The sequence below is a fragment of the Niastella soli genome, assembly GCF_017742245.1.
In the GTDB taxonomy this organism is placed as follows: Bacteria; Bacteroidota; Bacteroidia; order Chitinophagales; family Chitinophagaceae; genus Niastella; species Niastella soli.
In genome coordinates, this window is sequence record NZ_JAGHKO010000005.1 from 132698 (window position 1) to 156500 (window position 23803).

Annotated in this window: 23 protein-coding genes and 1 pseudogene; 13 read left to right on the top strand and 11 right to left on the bottom strand. The window is 40.5% G+C overall.

Annotated elements, in window-relative coordinates:
* Window positions 1-163 precede the first annotated feature (163 nt).
* From J7I42_RS21075 to J7I42_RS21085, 3 genes are all read left to right on the top strand, one after another.
* Window positions 164-559 (top strand): hypothetical protein, encoded by a 396-nt coding sequence (locus tag J7I42_RS21075; RefSeq protein WP_209140846.1) that lies wholly within the window; start codon window positions 164-166, stop codon window positions 557-559.
* Between the two features lie 97 nt (window positions 560-656).
* Entirely contained in the window at window positions 657-1046 is a 390-nt protein-coding gene (locus J7I42_RS21080) for a hypothetical protein (protein ID WP_209140847.1), read from the top strand.
* A gap of 176 nt (window positions 1047-1222) precedes the next feature.
* A complete protein-coding gene (locus J7I42_RS21085) occupies window positions 1223-1603 on the top strand; it encodes a hypothetical protein (protein ID WP_209140848.1) in 381 nt (126 codons plus the stop codon).
* Between the two features lie 128 nt (window positions 1604-1731).
* Here J7I42_RS21085 and J7I42_RS21090 read toward each other — a convergent pair whose 3' ends face one another.
* Entirely contained in the window at window positions 1732-2499 is a 768-nt protein-coding gene (locus tag J7I42_RS21090) for a DUF72 domain-containing protein (RefSeq protein ID WP_209140849.1), read from the bottom strand.
* 216 nt (window positions 2500-2715) lie between these two features.
* Window positions 2716-2913, bottom strand: coding sequence for a hypothetical protein (locus J7I42_RS21095; protein ID WP_209140850.1), 198 nt, complete (start codon window positions 2911-2913; stop codon window positions 2716-2718).
* 357 nt (window positions 2914-3270) lie between these two features.
* Here J7I42_RS21095 and J7I42_RS21100 point away from each other — a divergent pair, with 357 nt between their 5' ends.
* A complete protein-coding gene (locus J7I42_RS21100) occupies window positions 3271-4509 on the top strand; it encodes a DUF418 domain-containing protein (protein WP_209140851.1) in 1239 nt (412 codons plus the stop codon).
* A 357-nt stretch (window positions 4510-4866) separates the two neighbouring features.
* Here the strand turns inward: J7I42_RS21100 and J7I42_RS21105 are convergent, their stop codons facing one another.
* The 6 genes and pseudogenes from J7I42_RS21105 to aqpZ all read right to left on the bottom strand — a co-directional run bounded on the left by J7I42_RS21105 (window position 4867) and on the right by aqpZ (window position 8170).
* Window positions 4867-5784 (bottom strand): hypothetical protein, encoded by a 918-nt coding sequence (locus tag J7I42_RS21105; protein WP_209140852.1) that lies wholly within the window; start codon window positions 5782-5784, stop codon window positions 4867-4869.
* A gap of 148 nt (window positions 5785-5932) precedes the next feature.
* Window positions 5933-6322, bottom strand: coding sequence for a hypothetical protein (locus J7I42_RS21110; RefSeq protein ID WP_209140853.1), 390 nt, complete (start codon window positions 6320-6322; stop codon window positions 5933-5935).
* A 180-nt stretch (window positions 6323-6502) separates the two neighbouring features.
* A pseudogene (locus J7I42_RS21115) lies at window positions 6503-6842 on the bottom strand (heavy metal translocating P-type ATPase); the annotation flags it as partial.
* Window positions 6843-6874: 32 nt separating this feature from the next.
* Complete coding sequence (locus J7I42_RS21120) at window positions 6875-7273, bottom strand: YidH family protein (protein WP_209140855.1); 399 nt, start codon at window positions 7271-7273, stop codon at window positions 6875-6877.
* A 24-nt stretch (window positions 7274-7297) separates the two neighbouring features.
* Window positions 7298-7444: a hypothetical protein gene (locus J7I42_RS21125; RefSeq protein ID WP_209140856.1), complete on the bottom strand. Its 147-nt coding sequence runs from the start codon at window positions 7442-7444 to the stop codon at window positions 7298-7300.
* A 9-nt stretch (window positions 7445-7453) separates the two neighbouring features.
* Window positions 7454-8170 (bottom strand): aquaporin Z, encoded by a 717-nt coding sequence (aqpZ, locus tag J7I42_RS21130; RefSeq protein ID WP_209140857.1) that lies wholly within the window; start codon window positions 8168-8170, stop codon window positions 7454-7456.
* 378 nt (window positions 8171-8548) lie between these two features.
* Here aqpZ and J7I42_RS21135 point away from each other — a divergent pair, with 378 nt between their 5' ends.
* Window positions 8549-9064, top strand: a complete 516-nt coding sequence (locus J7I42_RS21135) for a hypothetical protein (protein WP_209140858.1) — start codon at window positions 8549-8551, stop codon at window positions 9062-9064.
* A gap of 186 nt (window positions 9065-9250) precedes the next feature.
* Window positions 9251-9943, top strand: coding sequence for a hypothetical protein (locus J7I42_RS21140; RefSeq protein WP_209140859.1), 693 nt, complete (start codon window positions 9251-9253; stop codon window positions 9941-9943).
* On the opposite strand, the gene J7I42_RS21145 is transcribed toward J7I42_RS21140, so the two are convergent.
* Window positions 9933-10877 carry an alpha/beta hydrolase gene (locus tag J7I42_RS21145; protein WP_209140860.1) on the bottom strand — a complete coding sequence of 315 codons (945 nt, stop codon included), beginning with the start codon at window positions 10875-10877 and terminating at the stop codon, window positions 9933-9935. The genes J7I42_RS21140 and J7I42_RS21145 overlap by 11 nt on opposite strands.
* Before the next feature lie 160 nt (window positions 10878-11037).
* Here J7I42_RS21145 and J7I42_RS21150 point away from each other — a divergent pair, with 160 nt between their 5' ends.
* Together J7I42_RS21150 and J7I42_RS21155 are read left to right on the top strand one after the other, a co-directional pair.
* The gene (locus J7I42_RS21150; RefSeq protein WP_209140861.1) at window positions 11038-11847 is read left to right on the top strand and encodes a helix-turn-helix domain-containing protein; all 810 of its coding nucleotides are present in this window, start codon (window positions 11038-11040) and stop codon (window positions 11845-11847) included.
* Between the two features lie 111 nt (window positions 11848-11958).
* The gene (locus tag J7I42_RS21155) at window positions 11959-12807 is read left to right on the top strand and encodes a sigma factor (RefSeq protein ID WP_209140862.1); all 849 of its coding nucleotides are present in this window, start codon (window positions 11959-11961) and stop codon (window positions 12805-12807) included.
* A gap of 10 nt (window positions 12808-12817) precedes the next feature.
* Here J7I42_RS21155 and J7I42_RS21160 read toward each other — a convergent pair whose 3' ends face one another.
* Window positions 12818-13387 carry a carboxymuconolactone decarboxylase family protein gene (locus tag J7I42_RS21160; protein WP_209140863.1) on the bottom strand — a complete coding sequence of 190 codons (570 nt, stop codon included), beginning with the start codon at window positions 13385-13387 and terminating at the stop codon, window positions 12818-12820.
* Between the two features lie 81 nt (window positions 13388-13468).
* Entirely contained in the window at window positions 13469-14989 is a 1521-nt protein-coding gene (locus J7I42_RS21165) for a sulfatase-like hydrolase/transferase (protein WP_209140864.1), read from the bottom strand.
* 361 nt (window positions 14990-15350) lie between these two features.
* Here J7I42_RS21165 and J7I42_RS21170 point away from each other — a divergent pair, with 361 nt between their 5' ends.
* From J7I42_RS21170 to J7I42_RS21190, 5 genes are all read left to right on the top strand, one after another.
* Window positions 15351-15938, top strand: coding sequence for an RNA polymerase sigma factor (locus J7I42_RS21170; protein WP_209140865.1), 588 nt, complete (start codon window positions 15351-15353; stop codon window positions 15936-15938).
* Between the two features lie 144 nt (window positions 15939-16082).
* A complete protein-coding gene (locus J7I42_RS21175) occupies window positions 16083-17276 on the top strand; it encodes a FecR family protein (protein WP_209140866.1) in 1194 nt (397 codons plus the stop codon).
* A gap of 395 nt (window positions 17277-17671) precedes the next feature.
* Complete coding sequence (locus tag J7I42_RS21180; protein WP_209140867.1) at window positions 17672-21037, top strand: SusC/RagA family TonB-linked outer membrane protein; 3366 nt, start codon at window positions 17672-17674, stop codon at window positions 21035-21037.
* Between the two features lie 29 nt (window positions 21038-21066).
* A complete protein-coding gene (locus tag J7I42_RS21185; protein WP_209140868.1) occupies window positions 21067-22548 on the top strand; it encodes a RagB/SusD family nutrient uptake outer membrane protein in 1482 nt (493 codons plus the stop codon).
* Window positions 22549-22625: 77 nt separating this feature from the next.
* A complete protein-coding gene (locus tag J7I42_RS21190; RefSeq protein ID WP_209140869.1) occupies window positions 22626-23801 on the top strand; it encodes a thioredoxin-like domain-containing protein in 1176 nt (391 codons plus the stop codon).
* The last annotated feature ends 2 nt before the right edge of the window (window positions 23802-23803 follow it).

Here is a 23803-nt window from a genome sequence, read left to right on the forward strand (position 1 = left end):
TAGCACTTATGCTAACGTCGACCGATGGCAGGGAATGAGTGAACAGTTAGATAGAATTTTTAATCTTCTTAAAGCTACTGATAAGAATATTGGTTATTTTACTCCGGTAAGTTTGATCGACTTTGTAAAATAAGCGGTACTTATTTATCCTTAAATAATAAAAATGGAATATTTGTCTAGCATAGCTGAAAGAGTCATTCATCATTTAAATGAAGAACTAAATGTTAACAAGCAGCTGACGAGATTTATGTCGTTAGAAGAATCTGTAATAACAAATACGACTGTAAAGATCCTGTTTTCTAACGCGAAGAAGGATAAGATTGTTTGCTTACTTAATACTCATCCCCTTGATATGCCCTGGAGTTTTCGGATAAAAATAAATATTGAACCAGCTCTTGAATGCGAACTTCATAAATGGAAACAGGAAAAGGCAAAAGGTAATGAGATCGCCTATGAGGTTTATCCAAACCTTTTAAAAGATCCGGAAGGCAAAGGAAATGAACTAGTGAAGCTGATTTCAGCCGATGTGGTGAGCTTCTTTAAAGAAATTGAGTCATAATAAGGAAAATATTATTAACGATTCAAAACGAAGGAATTTGCCACGCATATAGATATATATTGTCTTTTGTTGAAAAATAATCAATTAAAATTTGCCAATGAAATATCGAACTGGTTTTTATTATTTCATTATGCCTATTATTCAAATTGCTTTTTATTATGTGGTCTATGAATTAACTAATTATTTAGCCCATAAAATGGAGTATGTTTACTCAAGAGGTGTGTCTTGGGGAATATCAGCAATTATCTATGCTTATACATATATTATTTTAGTAGTTGTATTGGCAGGTATAAATTTTATATTTAAAAGGAAAGGGCTTTTGTTTTCAGTTCTTGCATCAATTATTTGGGGCGTGATTGTATACCCCAGTCTGGATTCCTTTCCTTATCGTGGTAGTTTGGTAATTTTGATTGGAGTCTCAGGCATATTTATGCCCTTTTTATTTGCTATTAAGAAATGCAACACCTGCATGCCAGAACTACATTAGAAGCGGAAATGGTATTGCGGCAGGCCACCCATAATAACGGTCAGAATTCTTCTAATAAAAGTGAAGTGAAAAGTTCCAACTGGTTCGATACATCAAATAAAGACCCGTATAAAAAGAGCACAGCTGGTAGCGGAGGAAAAATACCTAGAATTTATCCAAAGTAGAATTTATATAATATGACACGTGCTTTAATTTTTGTTGCCTTGTCAGCAGTTTTATGCTGCGCTTCTGCTTGCGGCAGCAAGCGAACCCTGCTGGTCAAAAATGTTACTGAACGGTACGATTCAATCCCTGTCAGGGTTACTATAAATAATAGAATAGTATTTAATGAGACTGTATTAAAAACAAAGGTGAGTTTTGATTATTACGAGCGTGAGTTTAGTGCTGGTGAGGATAGTATTTGTGTGGATGTTGAACTGCCAACGTTAAAAGTGCGTAAACAATCCTGCGCTGAGGCAGCTCAGGGAAAGCTCATAGTACTATCAATTAATGAAACCGGTAATGTTCCAAAGATCTCAATCGCTTTTTTTAAGAAGAAATTCGATGAAGTGTATTAAACCACCGGTAACTGATAAATAATAAGGGCCGCCTTCGGGCGGCTTTTCTTTGCCCAACGTTCAATAAATAGTCAATTTATTGCGATTGGTTCGCTGTAAACAAACATTCAGCCCAATACAGGTATGCTTTAGTGTAGTTGGTGGGCTGCCATATTTTTCAACGTCATTGCGTTTTTAAACGCATCGCCTATGGTATTATTGAAGTAAACATACACATCTTTACCTTCCTGTCGCCATGTATTGATTTGTTCGGCCTGTTGCTGCAGGTACCCGTCGGAGTAACCACCCCGGTAATCACCAGCTGGTCCGTGAAAACGGAGGTATACAAAAGTTGCTTTTTTATTTAGCTGCCTGTTTAGCGACTTTGGGATATCATGTAAAACAATGCTGCAGGCATATTCGTCGGCCAGTTCAAATACTTCGCCAATATACCAGGAAGGATGCCTGAATTCGAGGGCCACCTTCCAGCCATGGTCCGGGACGATACCCTGGATAATGTCCAGCATCTCCTGCACCCCACTAAAACTATCTATAGTTAATGACGGCGGAAATTGAACGAGCAGGCACCCTTTCTTTTTGCCAGCCTGGTCTATCACATCCATAAACCTCAACAGATCTGCCTGTTTGTACGCGAACCCTTTGGTATGGGTAATTTCCTGCCAGAGTTTAAATGTAAAGACAAAATCATCAGGTACACTATCCGCCCATTTTTTAACGGTGGCAGGTTGCGGCACTTTATAAAATGAACTGTTCACCTCCAGGCTATTTAACAGAGAGCTATAATAGGTAAGCCGGCTTTTATCCCTGAATTCAGGTGGAAAACCTTGTTTATTGGGTACGGGTAATACGAGCCCGCTGGTGCCTGATTTATATGATCCGGGTGGTGATTTCCCCATTCCTGCACTTTACGGCACTATAAGCAAAAATACAGCCACCGTGCCCGGGAGACTCGATGAAATAGGGCTAGATATATACTGCATCTCCCACCAGAATTCCAGCAGAATTGCATAGGAATTACATAGTCTATGCAATTCCTATGCAATTCTTATGCAATTCCTATGCAATTCTGACCGGTGAAATGGCTGTCTGGAGTGGATCTGGAGAGAATCTGACTAGGGACTGGAAAGAATCTGACTAAAGCTCATTTCCACGCTGATATGGTCGCGGTATGGATTTGTATCCATGTTAGTGGCGATCACGCGATAATATGTCTTAAGACGCCCTGGTTGTGCTGATTGGGTAAGTGTGCTGCTGGAAGTGAGATAATGACTGGGATCGCCTTTAATGGTGTTGCCGGCGGATTGCGTCAAGGCTAACAGCTTCTGCGACACGAACTCGGTTTGCTGATTAGCCCGGGAGCATACAATGATTTTTTTCTGGTCATTTGCAATGAAATGCCAGTAAAGTACATTTCCACATCAAAGGATATTTCTTATCTGATCGCCGCTTGCCTCAACGTTGCACCTCAGACGTATTATAAAGGTCTATAAATGAGAAATATTAACTATGAAGGAGATCCGGGTTTTATAGACATTACATATGTAATAAAATTTAAACAGCTGCTAACACTATCAAATACCCCATAGCTTTTGCTGCCAGTTAAAGTTTCGCTTTCTTTGTCGTTCAAGCATCTTGGTTATTTGTAAATTATTTTCAATGTGTAATTTATGCTAACATCAACGCCTGTGAGCTACCATACTCCGTCTCAACGTATTGCCCTGCTTGACATGATGCGGGGGATTTGTCTTTTGGGAATATTACTTGCCAATATCCAGACTTATACGCCGTTTGAATTTATAAGTTCAAAAGAGGCAGTGGCACTGCACTGGGATGATCTGTCTACGCTTCTCCCCGAAAAGTTTTTATTGGACGTCTTCGTTAGAGGGCAGTTTTATACTATCTACTGCTTTCTTTTTGGACTTGGGTTTTATCTCATGCTGGAAAAAAATAATCGTCTTGAACTCAATGGCAACAAACTATATATACGTCGCCTGGCAGTTATGCTTCTCTTTGGTGTTATTCATTGTGCCCTGTGGATGGGCGATGTATTGCACATTTATGCGATATTTGGTATTCCGTTGATCTATTTTCAAAAAAAGAAAACGGCTGTTATTTTCAGATGGGCAGCGGGCATCTTTTTGGGTGGCATCCTGCTGGATGTAATCAGAACTGTCTTTTTTTTACCGGCGCCTCCGCATTCACCGGAGTTATTCAGCAAAGAAACATTGCATTTGATCAATGCATATCAACATGGGCCGTTTACAGAGATCCTGAAGATACAATATGACAAAATATTAAAAAGCATTATTGCCATAACGCGTAGTACTATGACCGGATATGAGCATATAATCATCCTGTTCCTGCTTGGGTTGATAGCCGGAAAAACACGCTTCTTTCAACGTATAACAGAATTACAACCATCAATCAAACGAGCTATTCTCATCATACTTCCTTTTGCGCTCGTTCTAAAGGTAATTTCCTGTTTGCCCACCCTGAACGTGCATTTCCTTTCACCTCAACAAGCAGTTTACGAACAGCTATTTCTAAGAATGATACGTTTTACTGGTATACTGCTCATGGCATTCGTTTATATAGGTGTCATTACCCTGCTTCTGCACAAAAGCAGCTCACGTATAGCGTTCTGGCTGGGCAATGCCGGACGGCTGGGACTGACAAACTATCTCACCCAGACCATTATATGCATGCTGTTGTTTTATCCTTTCGGGTTAAAACTTACCGGGAAGCTTACGCTGTTACAGTCATTGTTACTTGCTGTGCTGATCTTTATTGTGCAGGTCATTTATAGCAATATCTGGCTCAAATATTATAATATAGGGCCGATGGAAGCAATCTGGAGAAGACTTACTTACGGAAAGCAACCGGACCCGGCCACGGCATTACAATAGTTGTTTGCAGATAATTCTATACATAATAAAATATACTAGTAGGTGTATAGTAGAACCATAGTGGCAATATGGTGCGAGTATGGTGGGAATATGGGTAAAAGGGAGGCAAAGTGGAGTCAAAAAGGAGTCAAAGAGAAGTTATATCGCTATAAGGTCGCTGTAAGGACGCTATAAAGTGGGTAGTAAAATGGGCGTTTCGAAAGTGTTTTTTGAAACGCCCATTGCAGATATGCACAGTGGCCGTAATTATATAATATACTAAATTTTTCAATTATGGCCAAAACGATGACTTTTTTAGGCTGGTTGAGATCTATACTATTGTAGCCAATCCTCAGCTACGGATTTAGCAAAATAGCATTAATAGTATTCTATTTTTCGTTCTATCGATGCCTTGGGACTTCCGTCTACTTTATAAGTTGTTCGTTTTATCCAGTTTCCCTGCCTGTCAAATACATATTCATAACGATAAGATTCCCTGGTATTTATTTCCAGATCGTTTCTTTTTACATATTCAACAACGTTATCTGAAGAATCGTATTTATAAGCTTCTTCAAAATCTTTAGTAATGTTACCCCCGGTCAGCTTTCTCCAAAGTATTTTTTCCTCTTTATAGTAAACTGTCTGCTCTTTATAATCAAATGTCCCTTCCTCGTAATGCATTTCCTGTATGGTATCGCCCTTGTATTCAAAAACCACCTTGGACCCTTCTGTTTTATCGTTCTTATAGGTATCAGAATATTCCTGTTGAACAGTCCGGCCAATGGAATCATAAGTATATCGCAATTCTCTTAGTGACACCGGGGGGGAGACATCCTTTAATAGAATTCGATCGCCGTGTGAGTTATACGCATATTCCATCCTCGTTTTCCCGCGAGCGTTATGCTCTTCATCCGCAATCAGTTGTCCCATTGCATCAAATTCATAGGTGTCTTTAAATCTAAAATTGCCCTCCTCGTCATAGGCTGTTAATTCAGTATAGTTGCCAGCCGTATCATATTTGTAAACATATTTGGATTGGAACACTTGCTGGAGCAGGTAAGTGGTTTGTTCTGTAACATTTCCGGCGGGGCTGAATGTAAAATCCTCTTTCGTAACATAATACGTGAGCGCGGAATCAGGAACGAATTGCTTATAATTGAACGCTGTAATGGCTTTTACTTTGCCCTTCAGGTTATTCGTTTTCCAGTTCTTCTGGTATTCTTTGTTGGGTTTGGTTTCATGAACCGCATTGCAGGCTACGGTAAAAGATAAAATAAAAAGTAAGGCCTTGTTCACAGGAACGGATTTAAATGTATAATGGCGCTAAAATAGAAATATACCACCGTATTAGTAAATTATAAATACTTTTTTATTTTCATGGCGGATCGACTTTGTAAAATGAGCGTACTTGTCGCCTGGATATTAATCCTGCGCACTTACAATATCAATTGCTATTGTTCTTCCAAAATTCATAGCCAACAAGATCATCTTTTGTTACCTCTTCAAAGTCTACGATAACTGGTTTCCAACTGTCAAAACCTTTTCGCTCTAAAGGAACATGCCCGATACCAATGTTCCCGTCTTTGTCATTTATAGAACCCAAACTCAACGTCTTGAGGTCGATTTTAGATGGTCGTTGATCGTATTTGTTTTTATAAATTTTTATGTGTGCTTCCTGATCGTTAATAACAAGAACTTTTACCACGCCGAATTTCCCCTCTCCGTCATCAATTGTACAAATTGAACCTGCTTTGATCATGTCGGCCTTGTTCCCGCAACTAACAGCCATAATGGTAATGATAATAAATAAAAACAGTTTTGAGAATTTTGTCATGGTATTTATATGATTAAATGTTGTCGTTATTTTGCGCTATTATACGCTACTTTTTAGCAGGAAACAATATTTTGCAAGATATTATTTAAGCCTTTTGCCCAAAGCGCGGTTATTACCTCGAGTGGCATTCCCTGGAAAATCCAAAAAATTTATTACTTCAGAGCTTGAAATGTAAGTGGATCAATTTTTATAAGCCAATAATCTCAACGCATTAAACACCACAACCAGGGTAGAACCCTCATGGCCGATAACGGCTGGGCCAATTTGAGCAATACCCAGAATGGTTAACGGGATCAATACCACAACCATTCCCAGGCTAATGGCCAGGTTCTGTCTGATAATACTATGCGCTTTTTTACTAAGCCCTATGGCAAAGGGCAGGTTGCTTAGTTTGTCTGCCATCAGGGCTACATCTGCGGTCTCTAAGGCTACGTCGCTACCGGCAGCACCCATAGCTATACCAACCGTACTTTTTTGCCATAGCAGGCGCATCGTTAACCCCATCCCCAACCATAGCTACTAGCAAAATTAGCTGAAATGCCGGCCCTCGTGCTATTGCCGGAATAGGACCCCTAAAAACAATAAGAGGCCAAATATAAAGACCAGGACACCTAACAAAAAGGATCTCGAACTTTGCGTAGCTGGATAAGCTTTCCTGATCTTTTTTATAAACCCTTTGTGATCAAGTAAGGCAAAAAAAAGTCCAACCAGGCCAAATAAGATCATGATCATACCTACTAGCCTGGGCGTTAATAACCGTTGTTGGCCCGCTTGGTTGGTACTCGTTTGTTGGAGGAATTTATAAATAGTAAACCCAAAGGAGATCAATGACATGGTTGTTCGGATCCATGCCATTAAGGTGCGTTCATGCCCCATAATTGTTCGCTCAAAGGCAAGGTCTGTATTGCTTAATGATGGTTCAGTTTTGATGTTTCGGTCTTCTTCATCCATTTTCAGTAATTGCAGATTATGTTTTTACAAGGCGGTCTTAACAGTGAGTACGCCATTTGTCAATGATTTTATTTCGCCTGCCATCGTATTTCCATTCCTGAAAACAATAGAATCATTTTGGGCTTTGGCTACAACGGGTATAGATAGCAAAAGCAACAAATAATACTTCATAAAACAACATTACAATGTCTGTTCTAAGGTGGTGGGAAGCTTTAAGCTGGTCTTTTCATTTAAAAATTTATAGGAAACTCCCGCAATTAAGGCGCCCAGGATCGGAGCTGCAATAAACAACCATAATTGTGCAATCGCCCATCCCCCGACAAATACGGCCTGGCTGATGCTCCTTGCAGGGTTAACAGACGTATTGGTAACAGGGATGCTTACCAGATGAATTAAAGTCAATGCAAGTCCTATTGCTATACCCGCAAAACCTTTGGGGGCCCTTTCATCTGTTGCCCCCAAAATGACCATGAGAAACATAAATGTCATGACCGTCTCTGTCACAAACGCTGCCGAAAGGCTGTATTTCCCCGGCGAGTATTCGTCATACCCGTTAGCGGCAAAGGTCCCTATGGACGATCCATTGCCTGTTAGGATAAAATATAAAACTGCCGCAGCTGCGAGACCACCGGCAATTTGTGAAATGATATAGGGAAGCACTTCACCGGCCGGGTGTCTGCCTCCGGCCCATAGGCCGATTGTAACGGCTGGGTTAAGATGGGCTCCTGAAATGTGCCCCAATGAATAAGCAATGGTAAGTACGGTAAGGCCAAAAGCAAGCGCCACACCAACAAAGCCTATTCCTAAAGCAGGAAATGAAGCAGCGAGTAATGCGCTGCCGCATCCTCCGAACACCAGCCAGAAAGTGCCAATGAATTCTGCAAGATTTTTTTTCATGATAGATGTATTTTAGGATCAAACCCCTTTGTGGATAGAATAATGATTTCTTGTAATAATTGGAATTAATGGGCAGGGTGCAGCTAGGAAACGGAATAGATTTTCCAGGAGAATGAGTGAGTGCAATTAGTATACAAGTTTACACTGAAATGACAGACAAAATGCTTCCCCGCATTTAATTATCTCCCATTTTACGGTTAAATGGTTCCTTTTAATGAGTGGATTATAATTGCCACAATAACTTAATGAGGTTGCTACTTTAGATAAATTGGTGCCAGCCGTGATCTATATGTTAAAAAGCCTGTGAGACGCCAGCTTTAACGAAGCTTTGATGCGGAGGCGCCCTGCCTGCTGGTAAATTTGTTTTAAAACCTTACCATGAGCAAATTGTACCTATCCTTCTTCTTATTATTAGCTGGCGTTTCAGTGCTGGCACAGGACACCACCGCCCCCATATTGAATAAAAGCAATCGCATCATTCTGCACTTTACCGATACCACCGGGAAGTTCATGCAACTGACCCGTCTATTGATCGACCGCGGATATGATATTGAGATGAAAGACCGGGAGCTGGGCATTTTGAGAACGAAACCCAGTCCGCTTCGTGGTGGATATGCTTTCTCTGATCAGTTGGAAGTTAAAACGCTATTCAGAGATAGTACTATTACCTTTTCAGGGGTAACTTATTCCGAATCGACTGGACACGATTTTGTTATTTACCAGGTTAGAAACGAGGTGTCCTATTCAAAAACAATGTACCGTAACATCATGCTATCCTGGGAAGAATTAGGAAAGATCGCTGAACTATTAAAACCCGCATTCATTACTTATTCAACAGTAGATGTAACCAGGAAAGCACAACGGATTGAATCGTGGTACCGGCGGCATAATTAAAATAGTCTGATCGTACACGTCATTTACGCGGGGCGACAACGGTAGATTGCCGGATATTATCAAATTGTTATCACAGTTTTTGGGGTTTAACAACCATTTATTACCGGCAGTCAGCTTTTTCAGTCATTTCAACAGTAACTTAGGCTGGCCCAATGTCTTTATTCAATTACTATAAATGAATTGGCAGTGAAACCTACTTCCTTATTTGTATTCTTATTTTTAGCTGGTCAAATTTGCAGGGCACAGGAATTAACTGAAATAAATGTCAGGATCACCACAGAGGCCTTCTCAATTAATTCTATTGTTTTTACCCTGAACGGTCTTGATCTATATATTTCTTCAACGGGTGATATTTTCCCTTTAAATACACATGACAAACGGACGGATGGGCAGGAAGCGTATACCTGTGATAAGTATTATGATTACTTTGAAGCCGATGAAAAAGCGGGTAAAATAAGGTCCATAAATGGTGTTGCTATTGATTATTATGATAAATTCAGTAATAAGGAGAAAGTTGGAAAGATAAAATCTATTGGAAATACAAATATCGACTACTACGACAATTTTGATAATGACCAGAAGACAGGAAAAATAAAATCGATTGGAAATATTAATATTGATTACTATGACTCCTATGAACGGGAGGAGAAGAAAGGTAAAATGAAGTCATTCGGTAATTATAATATTGATTACTATGACACCTTTTCCTGGGAGGAGAAAAAGGGTAAATTGAGTACGATTGGACCAGTCAAAATTGATTATTATGATCGGTTTAGTAATAACAATAAAAAAGGCAGGATCAAGTCCATTTGTGGCAATACGCAAGCCTTTTACGTTACTGTTGTAGACTTTTTGGGGCTATCGGATATCAGTAACTAATTAAGAAGGCGCTTACATCCTTCTTCCATTCATCTGCATATTTCATTAAATAGTTTTCGTGACCCGCTTCGGGATAGATCTTTAATTGCTTTTTGCCGTTCAGATTGGTAAAGATAGCAGTTGTTTCTTCCTGGCTTACTTTTTCGTCCTGTGCACCATAGAGCAACAACGACGGACAGGTGATATTTTTTGCGTAGGCAGTTGGATTATGACCAAAAGCCCAGAAACCATTTTGAACGCCGCCCCAGAATACCAACAAACCCGCCATTGGGAAGGTGGGCACGCTCATTGACCTGAACCGGGCACAAACGGTCTGGTACATAGATCCAAAAGGACATTCAATAATAATTCCTTCAGGCTTTATCTGGTAGTCATTTATTGCTTTCATTATAGCCACTGCACCCATTGACGTTCCAAACAGGTAAATTTTTTGTTGGCCTTGTTGGGTTAAATAGTCGAAACATGTTTTTACCTGTTCCGCTTCTTTAAATCCGATGGTTGTCTGGTTGCCTTCAGAACCGCCTGACCCCATGAAGTCAACCAGCAATGTATTGTATCCTAAACTCCGGAAGATAGCTGCTTTGTCGAGCAGGGAAGACTTTTCGCCGCTAAACCCGTGATAAAGAATTACCACTCCTTTAGCACTATCTGCTTTAATGCTCCAGCATTCAATCTGTTTATTACTTTTTAACTTTATTGTTTCAAAATCAGTCGCCGGTTTAACATGATTGACAGGACGAGGGTTACTTATTCCAAACAGGAGGGTCTGTACTTTTTGACCCAGTGAAAGTTTTCCGGGGTCCTTTGTTTTCAAAACATACCCGTTTGAAAAGTGGGTGAATTTGTAAGAATGGAAAATTGCGACAATGTTCATCAGAACAAAGGCCAGTATTACTGCCTTTATTCCTAGTTTTATCCATTTTCGTTTATTCATCAAGCTGCAAATTATAAAACCAATATAACATGCCAAACAACAATTTTCATGGCAAAAAGCCTTCTTCTTTATAATCGCTTAAATTTGCAAAAGCCGGGTCCTTCCATTTTATTTAGGGTGAGAATAATACTTGCTGTTTTTTTATAATGGGAATTTCATCATGGAGATATCTATTTTTCGTTATCGCACAAAGAATCCTGTACACAGGGCTAAAATAACCCTGCAGCAAAATCTGTTGTCTTTTCTATTGGAGGGGGAAAAAACGGTCCATTTTGCAGGTACGCAGGTTACGGTGCAGCCTCACCAGTTTGTTATGTTAGCTGCCGGCAATTGCCTGATGAGTGAAAAGACCCCGGCAAAAAAATCTGATTATCACAGTATCCTTTTTTTCTTTGATAGTGAACTGTTAGCTGATCTTTTTAACCGCCATGCTGTTTTATTTGACAATCACACCACACAATCTGCAACCCTGCCATTCCTGCTTTTCGAAAAGGATGACTTTTTGATAAATTTTATTCGATCGCTTGACTGTATGATTGTTGGCGATCAACCCATCTATGATGACCTGAAGAAAGTAAAACTGGAAGAACTGTTCCTTTATCTAGCTATACACTATCCGGGAAAAATGCAGCAGATCAGGAATATGCACGCCAGGTCAAACGATGATTTGATCATTCGCCAGGCAGTTACTTCCCATATAAATAGCAGTATCACTGTTGAAGAACTGGCCTTTTTATGTAACATGAGCCTCTCTACATTTAAGCGTAAATTCGCCCGGATCTATGATTGTAGTCCAAATAAATGGTTACTGGAGAAAAGAATGGAACAGGCTGCTACAATGCTTCGACAGAAGGACCGGAAAGCAAGTGAGATCTATTTTGAGCTTGGCTATGAAAACCTGTCGAGTTTTATTCAATCATTTAAGCAGGTGTATGGGATTACACCCAAACAGTATCAGTTAGCAAATTGAGCGTTTAGGTATGATGATATAGATTGGGATACTCGAGGCAATAGCTAATGAATATGAGTAACAATACATTCCTGACGGTTTTTCAATAGCTTTGTATAGCATTTAAAAGAAATGGAAACAACTACCGAAGTTCTGCAACTCCGTCCTTACCTGTTCAAAATAGCTTACAGCATGCTGGGTGAAATTGAAGAGGCCGAAGATATTGTACAGGACATATATGAAAAATGGCTGGCTATTGAAGACGTAAAGGAACCCAAAGCCTATATGGGGCGCATGGTTGTAAATAAAAGTATAAAACGGCTCAACGAGCGAAAGGTGTTGCGGGAAAGCTACACCGGTACCTGGTTGCCCGAACCTATTATTACCACAGAAATTCCAGAATCGCCAACCATTGAATACGGTCTGCTTTTTTTGCTGGAACGGCTTAATCCCATTGAACGGGCTGTCTTTATTTTACGGGAAAGTTTTACAGAAGATTACAGTTATATCGCGGAACTCACCGGGCTGTCAATGGAAAATTGCCGCCAAACCCTGCACCGCACTTATGAAAAGCTGGACCGCAAACCCAAACTTCCTGTTGATGCAGGAAAACATAAAGCACTTATTGAAGCATTCCTGTTGTCATTGTTGAACCAGGACCGGTCGTCCCTTGAACAGATACTTCGCAGTGATATCGAGCTCTTTGGTGATGGCGGTGGTAAACGCAGTGCCGCGCTTAAACCGCTCTTCGGTTTTGAAAAGGTGCAAAAGTTCCTGTTGGGCGTTATGCAGCTACCCGAAAATCAGGGCGATGTATACGAAGTTATGCCGGCCTTTGTTAACGGAGTACCAGCAGCGCTGATACTCCGCAAGGCTGATAAAGTATTGGATTCAGTTCAATACTTTGAGTTTGATGAAACCAGTATTACCCGGATCCTGTTTGTTCGCAATCCAGACAAACTACAATTCAGACCGGCGTAGCCGGCGATCATTATGCGCGCTGGCCTTTTCGCATTTTGGTAATATCACATAATCTGTCGGAATGGATATTCAGTCCGATATTTCCGATATTATAATAAAATTCAGTAGCTGTTATCCAAACGATCTCGCAGATGGAACGTTCATCATAATGTTTTGCCACCTTATCAAACAACTCCTGTTCCATTTTGCGATCACGGGTAAGCATGGTAACAAAATCCAGTAACACCCGTTCTTTTTCAGAAAAGCGGTTGCTTGTCTGATAGTCAGCCAGCTCATCAAACTTTGACTGGTCCATAGAAGAGGCGATCGTTCTCGCCCGTCCGATATCAATACAAAAATGGCAAACATTTATTTCAGCCACTTTCTGGCGAACAAGCATAACGGTTTCTGCCGGCAGCTGTAATTTGTTATCCAGCTGGCTGATCTTTCCGGAGAATGCTGCAAAACCAAAAGGCATCCTGGCAGCCATCACTTTTAATGGCGTCATCACCTTTCCAAACTTCTTTTTACAATAGAAATAAAGCAATTTCTCCCACAGGCCTTTAGGTTTTTCAACGGGAGTAAGAAACGGAGTGTCCATATATTTAAGATTTGTTCTTACCTATGATCCGGTGAGGGTTGTTTTGTGACAAGTCTGGGAGAAATATTTTAAAAATATTTCTCAGGTCGGGAAATGGACCTTGTGACTGCCTACATCGATAAGCACGTCGGAGGCACTCGGCCATGCCGGTTTTATGGTCTGCGTTTTTTCCCATAGGTCCAGTTCACGGGACAGCTCTTTGAGGATCTCGGGTCGACTGGAAGAGAGATCAGTTTGTTCCCTGATGTCGGTATTGAGATCGAAAAGGAATTGTAGATGGTCTTTTCTGTTCTCATAGAATTTCCAGTTGTTTTTGCAGATGGCGCGGGAATAGCCGCTGCGCCAGTATAAGACAGGATGAGGAAGACCGGTGTCGGCCTGTAGGTAGGGGAGGAGGTTTACCCCGTCGTAGGGCCGGTCGGCAGGAAGCTGAATATGGGAAAGCGCTGTAACAGTAGTGAAGATGTCCAGGGCTGAAACGGGTCTGTTGAACACGAGTGGTTTGGGAATGCCGGGATACCGGATGAAAAAGGGAACGAGAAGGCCTCCTTCAAAGTGGGTGCATTTGCCGCCACGCAATGGCGTGTTGTCGGTTGCGCGGGTATAAGTGGCGCCGCCATTGTCGCTGATGAACAGCACCATTGTATTATCGTCAAGTCCTTCTGCTGTTAGTTTATGCAGCACTATGCCAACGGCATCGTCCAGGGCTTCTATCATGGCGGTATAGATGCGCTTTGTGCTATCGGTAATGGTCTTGAGTTTGTCAAAGTAAGCGCGAGGGGCCTGAAAGGGATCGTGTGGGGCGTTGAAGGTCAGCGTGAGGAAAAAGGGGCGGTCTTTGTTCCGGCCAATGAATTGGCTTGCTTTCTCCGCCAGTGAAAAGGTGAGGTAACTTGTGTCCTTTATGATGGTGGAGTCTTCCCGGATTTGTGTGGACCCGCCACGGGGCACCCAGGCGGGCAATTCAGAGAAGGCCCAGGGGAGACGCTGTGAAACGTAGCGATTGGAATCGATAGGATCATCGACATAACGTGTCAATGCCGCATCAAAATAATAACTGTAATCATAACCCCGCTGGTAGGGGTGGTTCCCGTTGTCGTCGCCCAGGTTCCATTTTCCCACAAGGCCCGTAGTGTAACCATTGGATTTTAGCAATTGTGCCAGTATCAATTCATTGGCAGCGAGGCCTGTCGTGTATCTGCTGCGGTTCAACCAGAGATTTGGTTGCAGAGCCCGCATGCCTGGAAGTGTGCGACGCAGGGAGAAATAATGTTTGCGAAGCCAGGACAAGAATTGCGGGTCGAATTTTTCATAGGGCATGTATTCGCCGCCAAACCGGTTTTGATACCGACCCGTCATAATGCCCATCCGGGATGGGGAACAGATGGGAGAGGTAACGTAGGCACGCGTGAAACGCACCCCGTTCTTTGCCAGACCGTCGATATGCGGGGTTTGAATGGCGGTGTTGCCGTAAGAAGCGAGGTCGCTATAGCCCAGGTCGTCGGCAATGATGAGGATGATGTTGGGACGTTCAGGATGTTTTTTAGCAGGCAGTTTGCCTTCGCGTAAAAGCGGCCGGTTGGGGAATGCCAACAAGATCATTGCGACGATAAAGGTTTTCATGAGGCAAAGGACAGCCAAATCAGAAACCCTGCGAAAAATCGTTTGCCCTAAATTCGCAGATCATTATTTCCACACATTTTTGTTTATTGTTGCAAAAGCCAGTATTTTAACTGTAGATATTAAAAACAACGATACGCGTTAGTTAATGTGAAAAGACAAGAGGTCTTAATTGTCGTGTTTTGTTTACGCATTTTAGCCCAACCCATTTCCCTGCATTTTGATTGCCAGTCCATTTGATCTTCTTCGCAAATAAGTCTTATCCAGACATACGAATCTTATCCTCTCTCGTTGCACTTATTAAAAAAGATTGTTTTCCGTTTGGGATTGCTTTATTATAAATATGCAGAATGTTTGGGATGATATTAATCTGGCGTTTAGACAAGGCGATAAAAGCGCCTTCGATGCACTCTACAATCAGTTGAGCGATCAACTGATAACCTATTGCAAAAATTTTGTTGGTTTTGAAGATGCTCAGGATATAGCAGCCGAAACTTTTTATAAACTTTGGCGGACAAAAGAGACCTGGGGTTCCATCTCTAATGTAAAGAGTTTTTTATATGTCTCTGCAAAAAATTCCTGCCTTAATTTGCTGAAACACCAGAAAGTGAAGGCTGTCAATCATAAGAACATTGCAGCCCTCATTGCTAATGAACAGAAGGCTGTTTTGTTAAGCGAAATAGAATCTGAATTGATCAGTCAGATCCTGGTAGAAATAGAGAGCCTTCCTGCTAATTGCAAAGCAGTATTTAAAATGTCTTACCTGGATGGTTATGAAACCAATGAAATTGCCGAAAGGCTTAACCTCACCACAAGGACCGTTTTTAATCTCAGATCAATAGCGCTGAAAGCCATTAAAACAGCCATTTTTAAAAGAGGCTTACCTATTAACATGCTGGCTTTGATGGTAGAAATTGCCAACCGGCTTTAGGTGCAATATTACCGCTTCGTGAATTTTTTTTGAAGTTTCTGTAAATTTTCCGGTAAATATTGAACCCGTCAGTTGTCCTAATACCATACGGGCGCCGATAAGTATCCTATAGGTGTTTTAATTCACCCGCCTAATTATACAATTATGAAAGACATGGCCAATCGGATTGCTTTCCTTATTGGGAAACATCTTAAACAAGAACTTTCCGATGAGGATAGCCGAGAGTTACATGCCTGGATGGAGGAATCAGTAGATAACCGGGAAATATTCGAACAATTGACGGATGTGGAATATTTGGAGCAAACGATCCGTGAAAAATACCAGACTAAACCAATTGCATCCACCAGGGAAAAGCTAAACCGGCTTATTGAAGCAGAGGATGAACCTGTTCAAAATATTGGAAATATCCGACGGCTATGGCTGAGGTTATCCGTTGCTGCGGCAGTGCTGATCATATTGGCAGGCGCTGTAATGTATATTTATAAAATAGATCAGCAAGCGGGCAATGGGGTGGTAAAAACAGGAAATGAGAAACAGGATATAGCCCCAGGCATCAATAAAGCCACCCTGAAATTGGCTGACGGCAGATCGATTGTACTTGATAGTTCAACAAAGGGACAATTGCCCCAACAGGGCGGGATACAGGTTTCGAATAAAAACGGGCAGCTTATTTATGCTGCTGCTAGTGTGAATAACGAAGGGGAAGATCTGTGGAATACGCTGTCAACAGCAAGGGGACAAACGTATCCTGTGCTTTTAAGTGATGGCTCAAAGGCCTGGCTAAATTCCGAGTCATCCATCCGGTTTCCGGTTTTCTTTAAGGGCGATTTAAGGGAAGTTCAAATAACAGGAGAGGTGCTGTTTGAGGTTGCACACAATCCTTCCAAACCTTTTAAGGTAACTGCAGGGGAAATAAATGTGCAGGTATTAGGTACCACGTTTAATGTAAATGCATATAAAGATGAAGATGCTATAAGAACAACACTCATCGAAGGATCGGTACAGGTAACCAAAGGCATTCAATGGAAAAAGATCAGGCCAGGTCAACAGGCGCAAGTGTTACCGGATGAAATAAAAGTGGCTGAAGTTGATGTGGAGAAGGTAATTGCCTGGAAGCAGGGGTTATTCCGGTTCAAAGAAGATAAACTGTCGGAAGCCATGAAAAATATAGCCCGATGGTATAATGTGGAAGTAGTATTTGAAGGTAATTCAGCAAATGTTGGTTTAAGTGGTACCATCCCAAGGACCGCTCATATTTCTGAGGTGATAAAAGCGCTTTCCATGTTAGACGTAGCCGCAAGAATTGAAGGAAGGAAGTTGATACTGAATGCTCAGTAACGATAGATCATTATATCTCATCCTATAAAGTCGTAGCATCAAACTGTCAATTATGCCTTGTCCTGGGCAGGATTGGTGGAATAACTGTATAGCTATAATGGGTCAACAGTAAGATATTCTACTTTGGTAGAATAGTGCATTGGAATGAATGAATGGTTGCGGAAGCAAAAAAATGGTGGTTGCTCCTACCTCATTAGTCTACGGTCATTCTGGCCTATCCACTCCATCTGACGCTTGCAAAAGCCACTTTGATACAACTAACCATACTAACCTAATCTAGGTGTTGATCTTGTCTGCAAAAGACAAAACCGGCAGTGCTGTTACCACCGCCGGTTTTAAAAAGGTTAACCAATCCATACTGTCTGGTATAATTAATTAACCCACAAACTAAAGTTATGCAAGATTATGCAGCTTGCAAAGTGCCTTTTTTTGACGGCACAAAACCAAAGCTATTTCCGTTAAAAGGAGCAATCCGAAAAATTTTACTGGTTATGAGGATAACCGCTATGCTGCTACTGGCTGCTACATTGCAGGTTTCGGCTAAGAGCTGGAGTCAGGAGAAAATAACGCTTTCAGTTACCAATGCACCCATGGAGCAGGTGTTTAATTCCATTACAGCACAAACAGGGCTTTCCTTCCTTTACAGACCGGAATATGTAAGAGGAAAAACGGTAACTATCAATGTAGCTAACGCTACGTTAAAAGCCGTCATGGAGATCTGCTTAAAGGAGCAACAATTAAATTATACTGTTGTTGGAAAAATTGTGGGGGTACATCCGGTGAAATCATCTGGAAAAATCGGAGAACTTCAATCGCAACAACAAATTGATCAGGGAGATATAAAAGGCAGGGTCCTGACAAAAGAAGGCGAACCGCTTGTGTCAGCCAACGTAGTTAATAAAAGAACTGGCAAGGGAACAATAACAGATGCCAATGGAGGTTTTCTTTTGCACGATTGTAACCTTAATGATATAATTGTTATAAGCTATACTGGATTTGCACCGCGAAACATTAAAATAAGTGAGTTTATTACGCTAACCTTAGTAATGGAGCCTGCAATTAACCAACTGGATCAGGTGGTAATGCAAGCTTATGGTACAACTACACAAAGATTGTCTACTGGCAGTATCGCAAAAGTTACAGCCGAAGAAATTTCAAAACAACCTGTTGTTAATCCATTACAGGCATTGCAGGGCAAAGTGCCAGGATTGATAATAAGTCAAACAAATGGTTATGCGAGCGCCCCATTTAAAGTTGAAATTAGAGGCAGAAACAATATAAATGGCATCTTTTCAGGTGAACCCTTATTTGTTATTGATGGAGTTCCTTTGACTATAATGGAAATAACAGATAATCCAGATAACTATTCTATTGGCTCAAAGGGACTTATTCAGAATGGTTTTGTTGGACCAGCTTTAGGTCAGAGCCCATTTTTTAATATTAATCCCAGCGATATTGAATCTATTGAGATCTTGAAAGATGCAGACGCAACATCGATTTATGGTTCAAGGGGGTCTAACGGCGTCATATTGGTTACTACAAAGAAAGGTAAGGCTGGTAAATCGAAATTAGATGTAAATGCGAACTTAGGCATAAGCGAAGTTTCCCGGTATTGGGATATGTTGGATACAAAGCAATACCTGCAAATGAGAAGGGAGGCTTTTACTAATGCGGGTCAAAACATGACAGCCGGTAATGCATTTGATTTACTTGTGTGGGACACCACGCGATATACAGATTGGCAAAGAGCAATCTGGGGCGGAACCGGAAAGAATGTAAACATTCAGACATCATTATCTGGAGGTGATTCCCGGACATCGTTTCGGATTGGCGTAGGATATAATCGGATTACCAATATACTTACGACCAGTGGTGCTGATCAAAGAGGTGCTTTTTCTTTTAATGTAAACCATAAAAACGCTAATCAAAAATTAACTATTTCTCTTACCGGCAATTACACAGTTACTCAATCAGGAATGGTCAATGTTTCTATTAATGCTGTTACATTGCCGCCCAATGCGCCACCCATTTTAGATTTATCTGGCAAACCAAATTATCAGGGTTGGGCACCCTTTCGTTCACAATATCCATTTGCTGGCTTATTTCAACCCTATTCGGCTAAGACGCACTTGCTTACCAGTAATTTGACTATTGGGTATGAAATTATTAAGGGACTGAGTGTAAAAGGTAGTTTTGGGTTTAATAATGCTCAAAATGCTCAGGAGTCATTTGAACCAATTTCATCTCAGGACCCTAAGATCTCACCTTTAGGAAATGCCTCTTTTGGAAATAACGTCAATCGTAATTGGATTATTGAACCTCAAATTGAGTATAGCAGTTTTTGGAGCAAAGGAAAGATCAATGTTTTAGTTGGGGGGTCGAAACAAGAAAATATTACAAAGGGTGATTATTTTTCAGGATCTGGATATACCACTGATGCGCTACTACATACTATCTCGAATGCTCCAACCCGATTTGCAAGCTCTAATTACGGTCAATATAAATACGCTGCAATATTCGCACGGGTGAATTATAATTGGGAAAATAAATATCTTCTAAATCTTTCAGCTCGTAGAGATGGTTCATCAACTTTTGGTCCGGGCAAACAGTTTGGTAATTTTGGCTCAATCGGAGTTGGATGGATCTTTAGTGAAGAGCAGTTGATCAAACGTATCAAGTTCTTAAATTTTGGTAAATTAAGAGGTAGTTATGGAACGACAGGCGGTGAAGGGCCATCGTATGGCTATTTAACACGGTGGCAAATACAAGATCAAAATTATTCGGATATTTCTCCATTGGCTCCAATTCAACATTATAATCCGGATTACCGTTGGCAAGTCAATCGCAAAATAGAAGCCGCACTGGAATTGGGACTATTTAAAGATCGTATTAACTTACTCATTTCCTGGTATCGAAATCGTTGTGATAATCAGTTAGTCGCCGTCCCAATACCTGATTTCACTGGATTTTCAGATGTTACCTCAAATTCTCCTGCTTTAGTAGAAAATTCCGGTTGGGAGTACTCTGCAAATATTAAAATTGTAGAGGCCAAAGAATTTAAATGGTCAGTTTCCATCAATGCTGGGTTTAATAAAAACAAGTTGATATCGTATCCAGGCTTTGAATTATCGCCCTATGCTTCAACGCTCGCAATAGGATATCCTTTGAACATCAGGAAGCTCTTGCATTATACCGGAGTAGATCCGGAGACTGGTAAATACACATTTGAGGATAAAAACAAAGATGGGAGTGTTAGAAATAATTCTTCAGACTATTTCATATATGATGTAAGTCCAAAATGTAGTGGAGGCCTTGGTAATATTCTGTCATACAAAGGATTGAGTTTAAGTCTATTCTTCAACTTCACCAAGCAAACTGGTAGAAATGCTTTGGCGGGATTATTAGCAGGGAGTATGGCCAATATGCCAACTCTAGTTTTACAACGTTGGCGAAAACAAGGTGATATCACGAATGTCGCCAGATTCACCAGTATACAAAGAAGCGAAGACATATTTTTTAAAGGGTTTTCCGACGGTATTTATACAGATGCTTCTTTTGTTCGTCTTCAGAATGCTTCAATATCATATAGTTTGCCAAAATCTGTAATTAAAAAAGCAGGATTGCAAAACTGTAATATATATCTACAGGCCCAGAATTTATTCGTAATTACCAACTACAAAGGAATAGATCCGGAAACCCAAAATTTTGGCGGAATGCCTCCTTCCAGGGTTGTCGTTGGAGGGATCTCATTTAGCTTTTAAATCATTACGAATAAGTCAAACATGAATATATGATAAACAATATAAACTTTGAGAATATAAATCGGTCGAACAACAAAGTTTCGATTGATGCAATCAGATATACGGGCTCGAGATTTTTATTTTTTCTCGTATTATTATTAACGTTCAATATCATAGCATGCAAAAAAATTGTAGATGTTCCTCCCCCCGTCAACACTATTACTTCAACTGATGTTTTTGAAAATGAAGCGACTGCCACATCCGCTGTGATGGGAATCTACAGTAATTTAATTGCTTCCTCTGGTATATCATTCGGAACTGGTACTATAACAAGGTATGCCGGTTTATCAGCCGATGAGCTTAAATACTTTTATAGTGATGATATTTCACAATTTGAAAGTAATTCCTTGCAATCCAATAATGGGATGTTGAGTAATGAATTGTGGAGCCCTGCTTATTCAGCCATATATAGGGCAAATGCGGTTATTGAAGGATTAAACGCTTCGGGTGCGATTTCCGATTCTGTAAAAAAACAATTAACAGGCGAAGCAAAATTTCTTCGGTCATTTTGCTATTTCTACCTTACAAATTTATTCGGCGACGTGCCACTGGTTTCAAGTACTGCCTGGAAAACAACAGCAACCCTAAATCGGTCTCCTAAAGCTGATATTTATAAGTTTATTATTTCAGATTTGTTAGATGCCCAGCACTCCCTTGCTACTAATTATTCTTTATCAAAAAATGAACGGACAAGGGTCAATAAATGGGCCGCAACCGCTCTATTAGCAAGGGTTTACTTGTTTAAGAAAGACTGGTTAAATGCAGAGATGCAATCATCGGCTTTAATTGAAAATACGAACGATTTTAGTTTGCAAACAGATTTAAATCAAGTCTTTTTAAAAAATAGTAAAGAGTCCATCTGGCAGGCGATGGTATATAATCAATGGCCGTACGCTCCTAGTGAAGCCAATGATTTTATTCCATACAGTTCGTCAGATAACCCGATGTTTTATATTACTGATCAGCTTTTAAATGCCTTTGAAGTTGGAGACGAAAGGAGATCGAAGTGGATTGATTCTACAATGTATGATGATGGAAACGCCATTACTACCTACTATTATCCTTTTAAATATAAAATTAAGGAGGGCGCAAAGGATAACATAGAAGAATACTACTCTGTATTACGATTGGCGGAACAATATCTTATTCGGGCTGAGGCAAGGTCTCATCAAAATAATCAAGCCGGGGCTATATCCGATTTAAATGTAATCCGCAATAGAGCGGGGCTGGCTGATCTTTCAACTTCATTATCTCAAGCCCAGGTATTGGCAGCAATAGCCCAGGAACGTCGAATTGAATTGTTTTCGGAATGGGGACATCGATGGTTCGATTTGGAGAGAACCGATGCTGCGAATACAATTTTAAGTTTAGTAAAAGGGAATGAATGGCAGGAAACAGACCAATTATACCCAATCCCATTCTCAGAGCTGCAAAAAGCGCCTGCTTTGACCCAAAATCCAGGTTATCAATAGATGGTTTAAGTATGAGAATGGATACAGTAGAATTACAATGGGATTTAATGTGTGAATTATAATTAAATAAGAATAGCATGATTAACAAAAAGGGAAAACTGTTTTTGATTACTGCGTTATTGTTTTCAACTTATTTCAACTTATCGGCACAACAAAACCGTCCAGGTATTATTGAAGGTTATATTAAGGGGCTTCCGAACGCAACAAAAATAACATTAACCCTATTGGGTAGGTTTCCGGATAGAATAATTGTAGACTCTGCTACAATTAAAGATGGACATTTTAATCTTTCAAATATTGTAACAGATGGTCCAAGGGTTTATGAGATAGGATATGTAAAAGACAATAATTTTTACTCTTGGTGGCTAGGACTTGAGAATGGACAACATATTGTGATTCGTGGTAATGCTGACAGTATTCCCTGGGAAAGTCAGCTTCAAGATTGGCTTACTATTCAAGGTATTCCAGCAACGTGTGATTTTGAAAAAGTGTTTAAGCCACTAGTCGTTTACCATTTTGCGGTGAGCAATTTACAATCAATTATAGATAAGGTGCGCGATTCTATCGGCTTTAATTTCGATTTAGTTGATGGATTGGTTAAGGCAAAAAATGCAATCGGCAGTAGTTTATTTTTCTCTGTTGTAAAAGAAAGCCCATTGAATAAAATGCTGGCCTGGGGTTTATATGCGAATAAAGAGTTCCTGCAGCTTGGCAATGTGACCTGGCTAAGATTTGCATTTGATTCTATACTTAATGAAGAATGTAAAAAAAGCTTTTTTGGCAAATTGCTTGATAGGCAATCTGTGCTTTGTGCCGGCCAGCCATTTCCCTCAGTCAACTTATCAACACCGGAGGGGAAGATGCTTTCAATTAATGATGTTGTAAAGAAGAGTAAGGTTACTTTGGTTAATTTTTGGAACCTGGGTTCTACGAATCTGGATGTGTCACAATCGGAACTTCTTACTTTTTATAACAAGTATCAAGGTAAAGGGTTGAATATAATTGGGCTTTATACTGATACAAGCCTTAAAAAGTGGAAGATGAGTGTTGCAGAGATGCCGTGGTACCATCTTTCAGATCTGAAAGGAAAAGCGGGTATCGGAATGCAGGTTTATGATGAGCCCTCTGCCGGAAAATCAAAGTCTGTAAATGCATTGGTGGATGAACGGGGCAGAATAATTGCCTGGAATGTTTACGGAGTTGAATTGCAATATTATTTGGAAAAGTATTTAGATAAAACCAACAATAGGTGAAA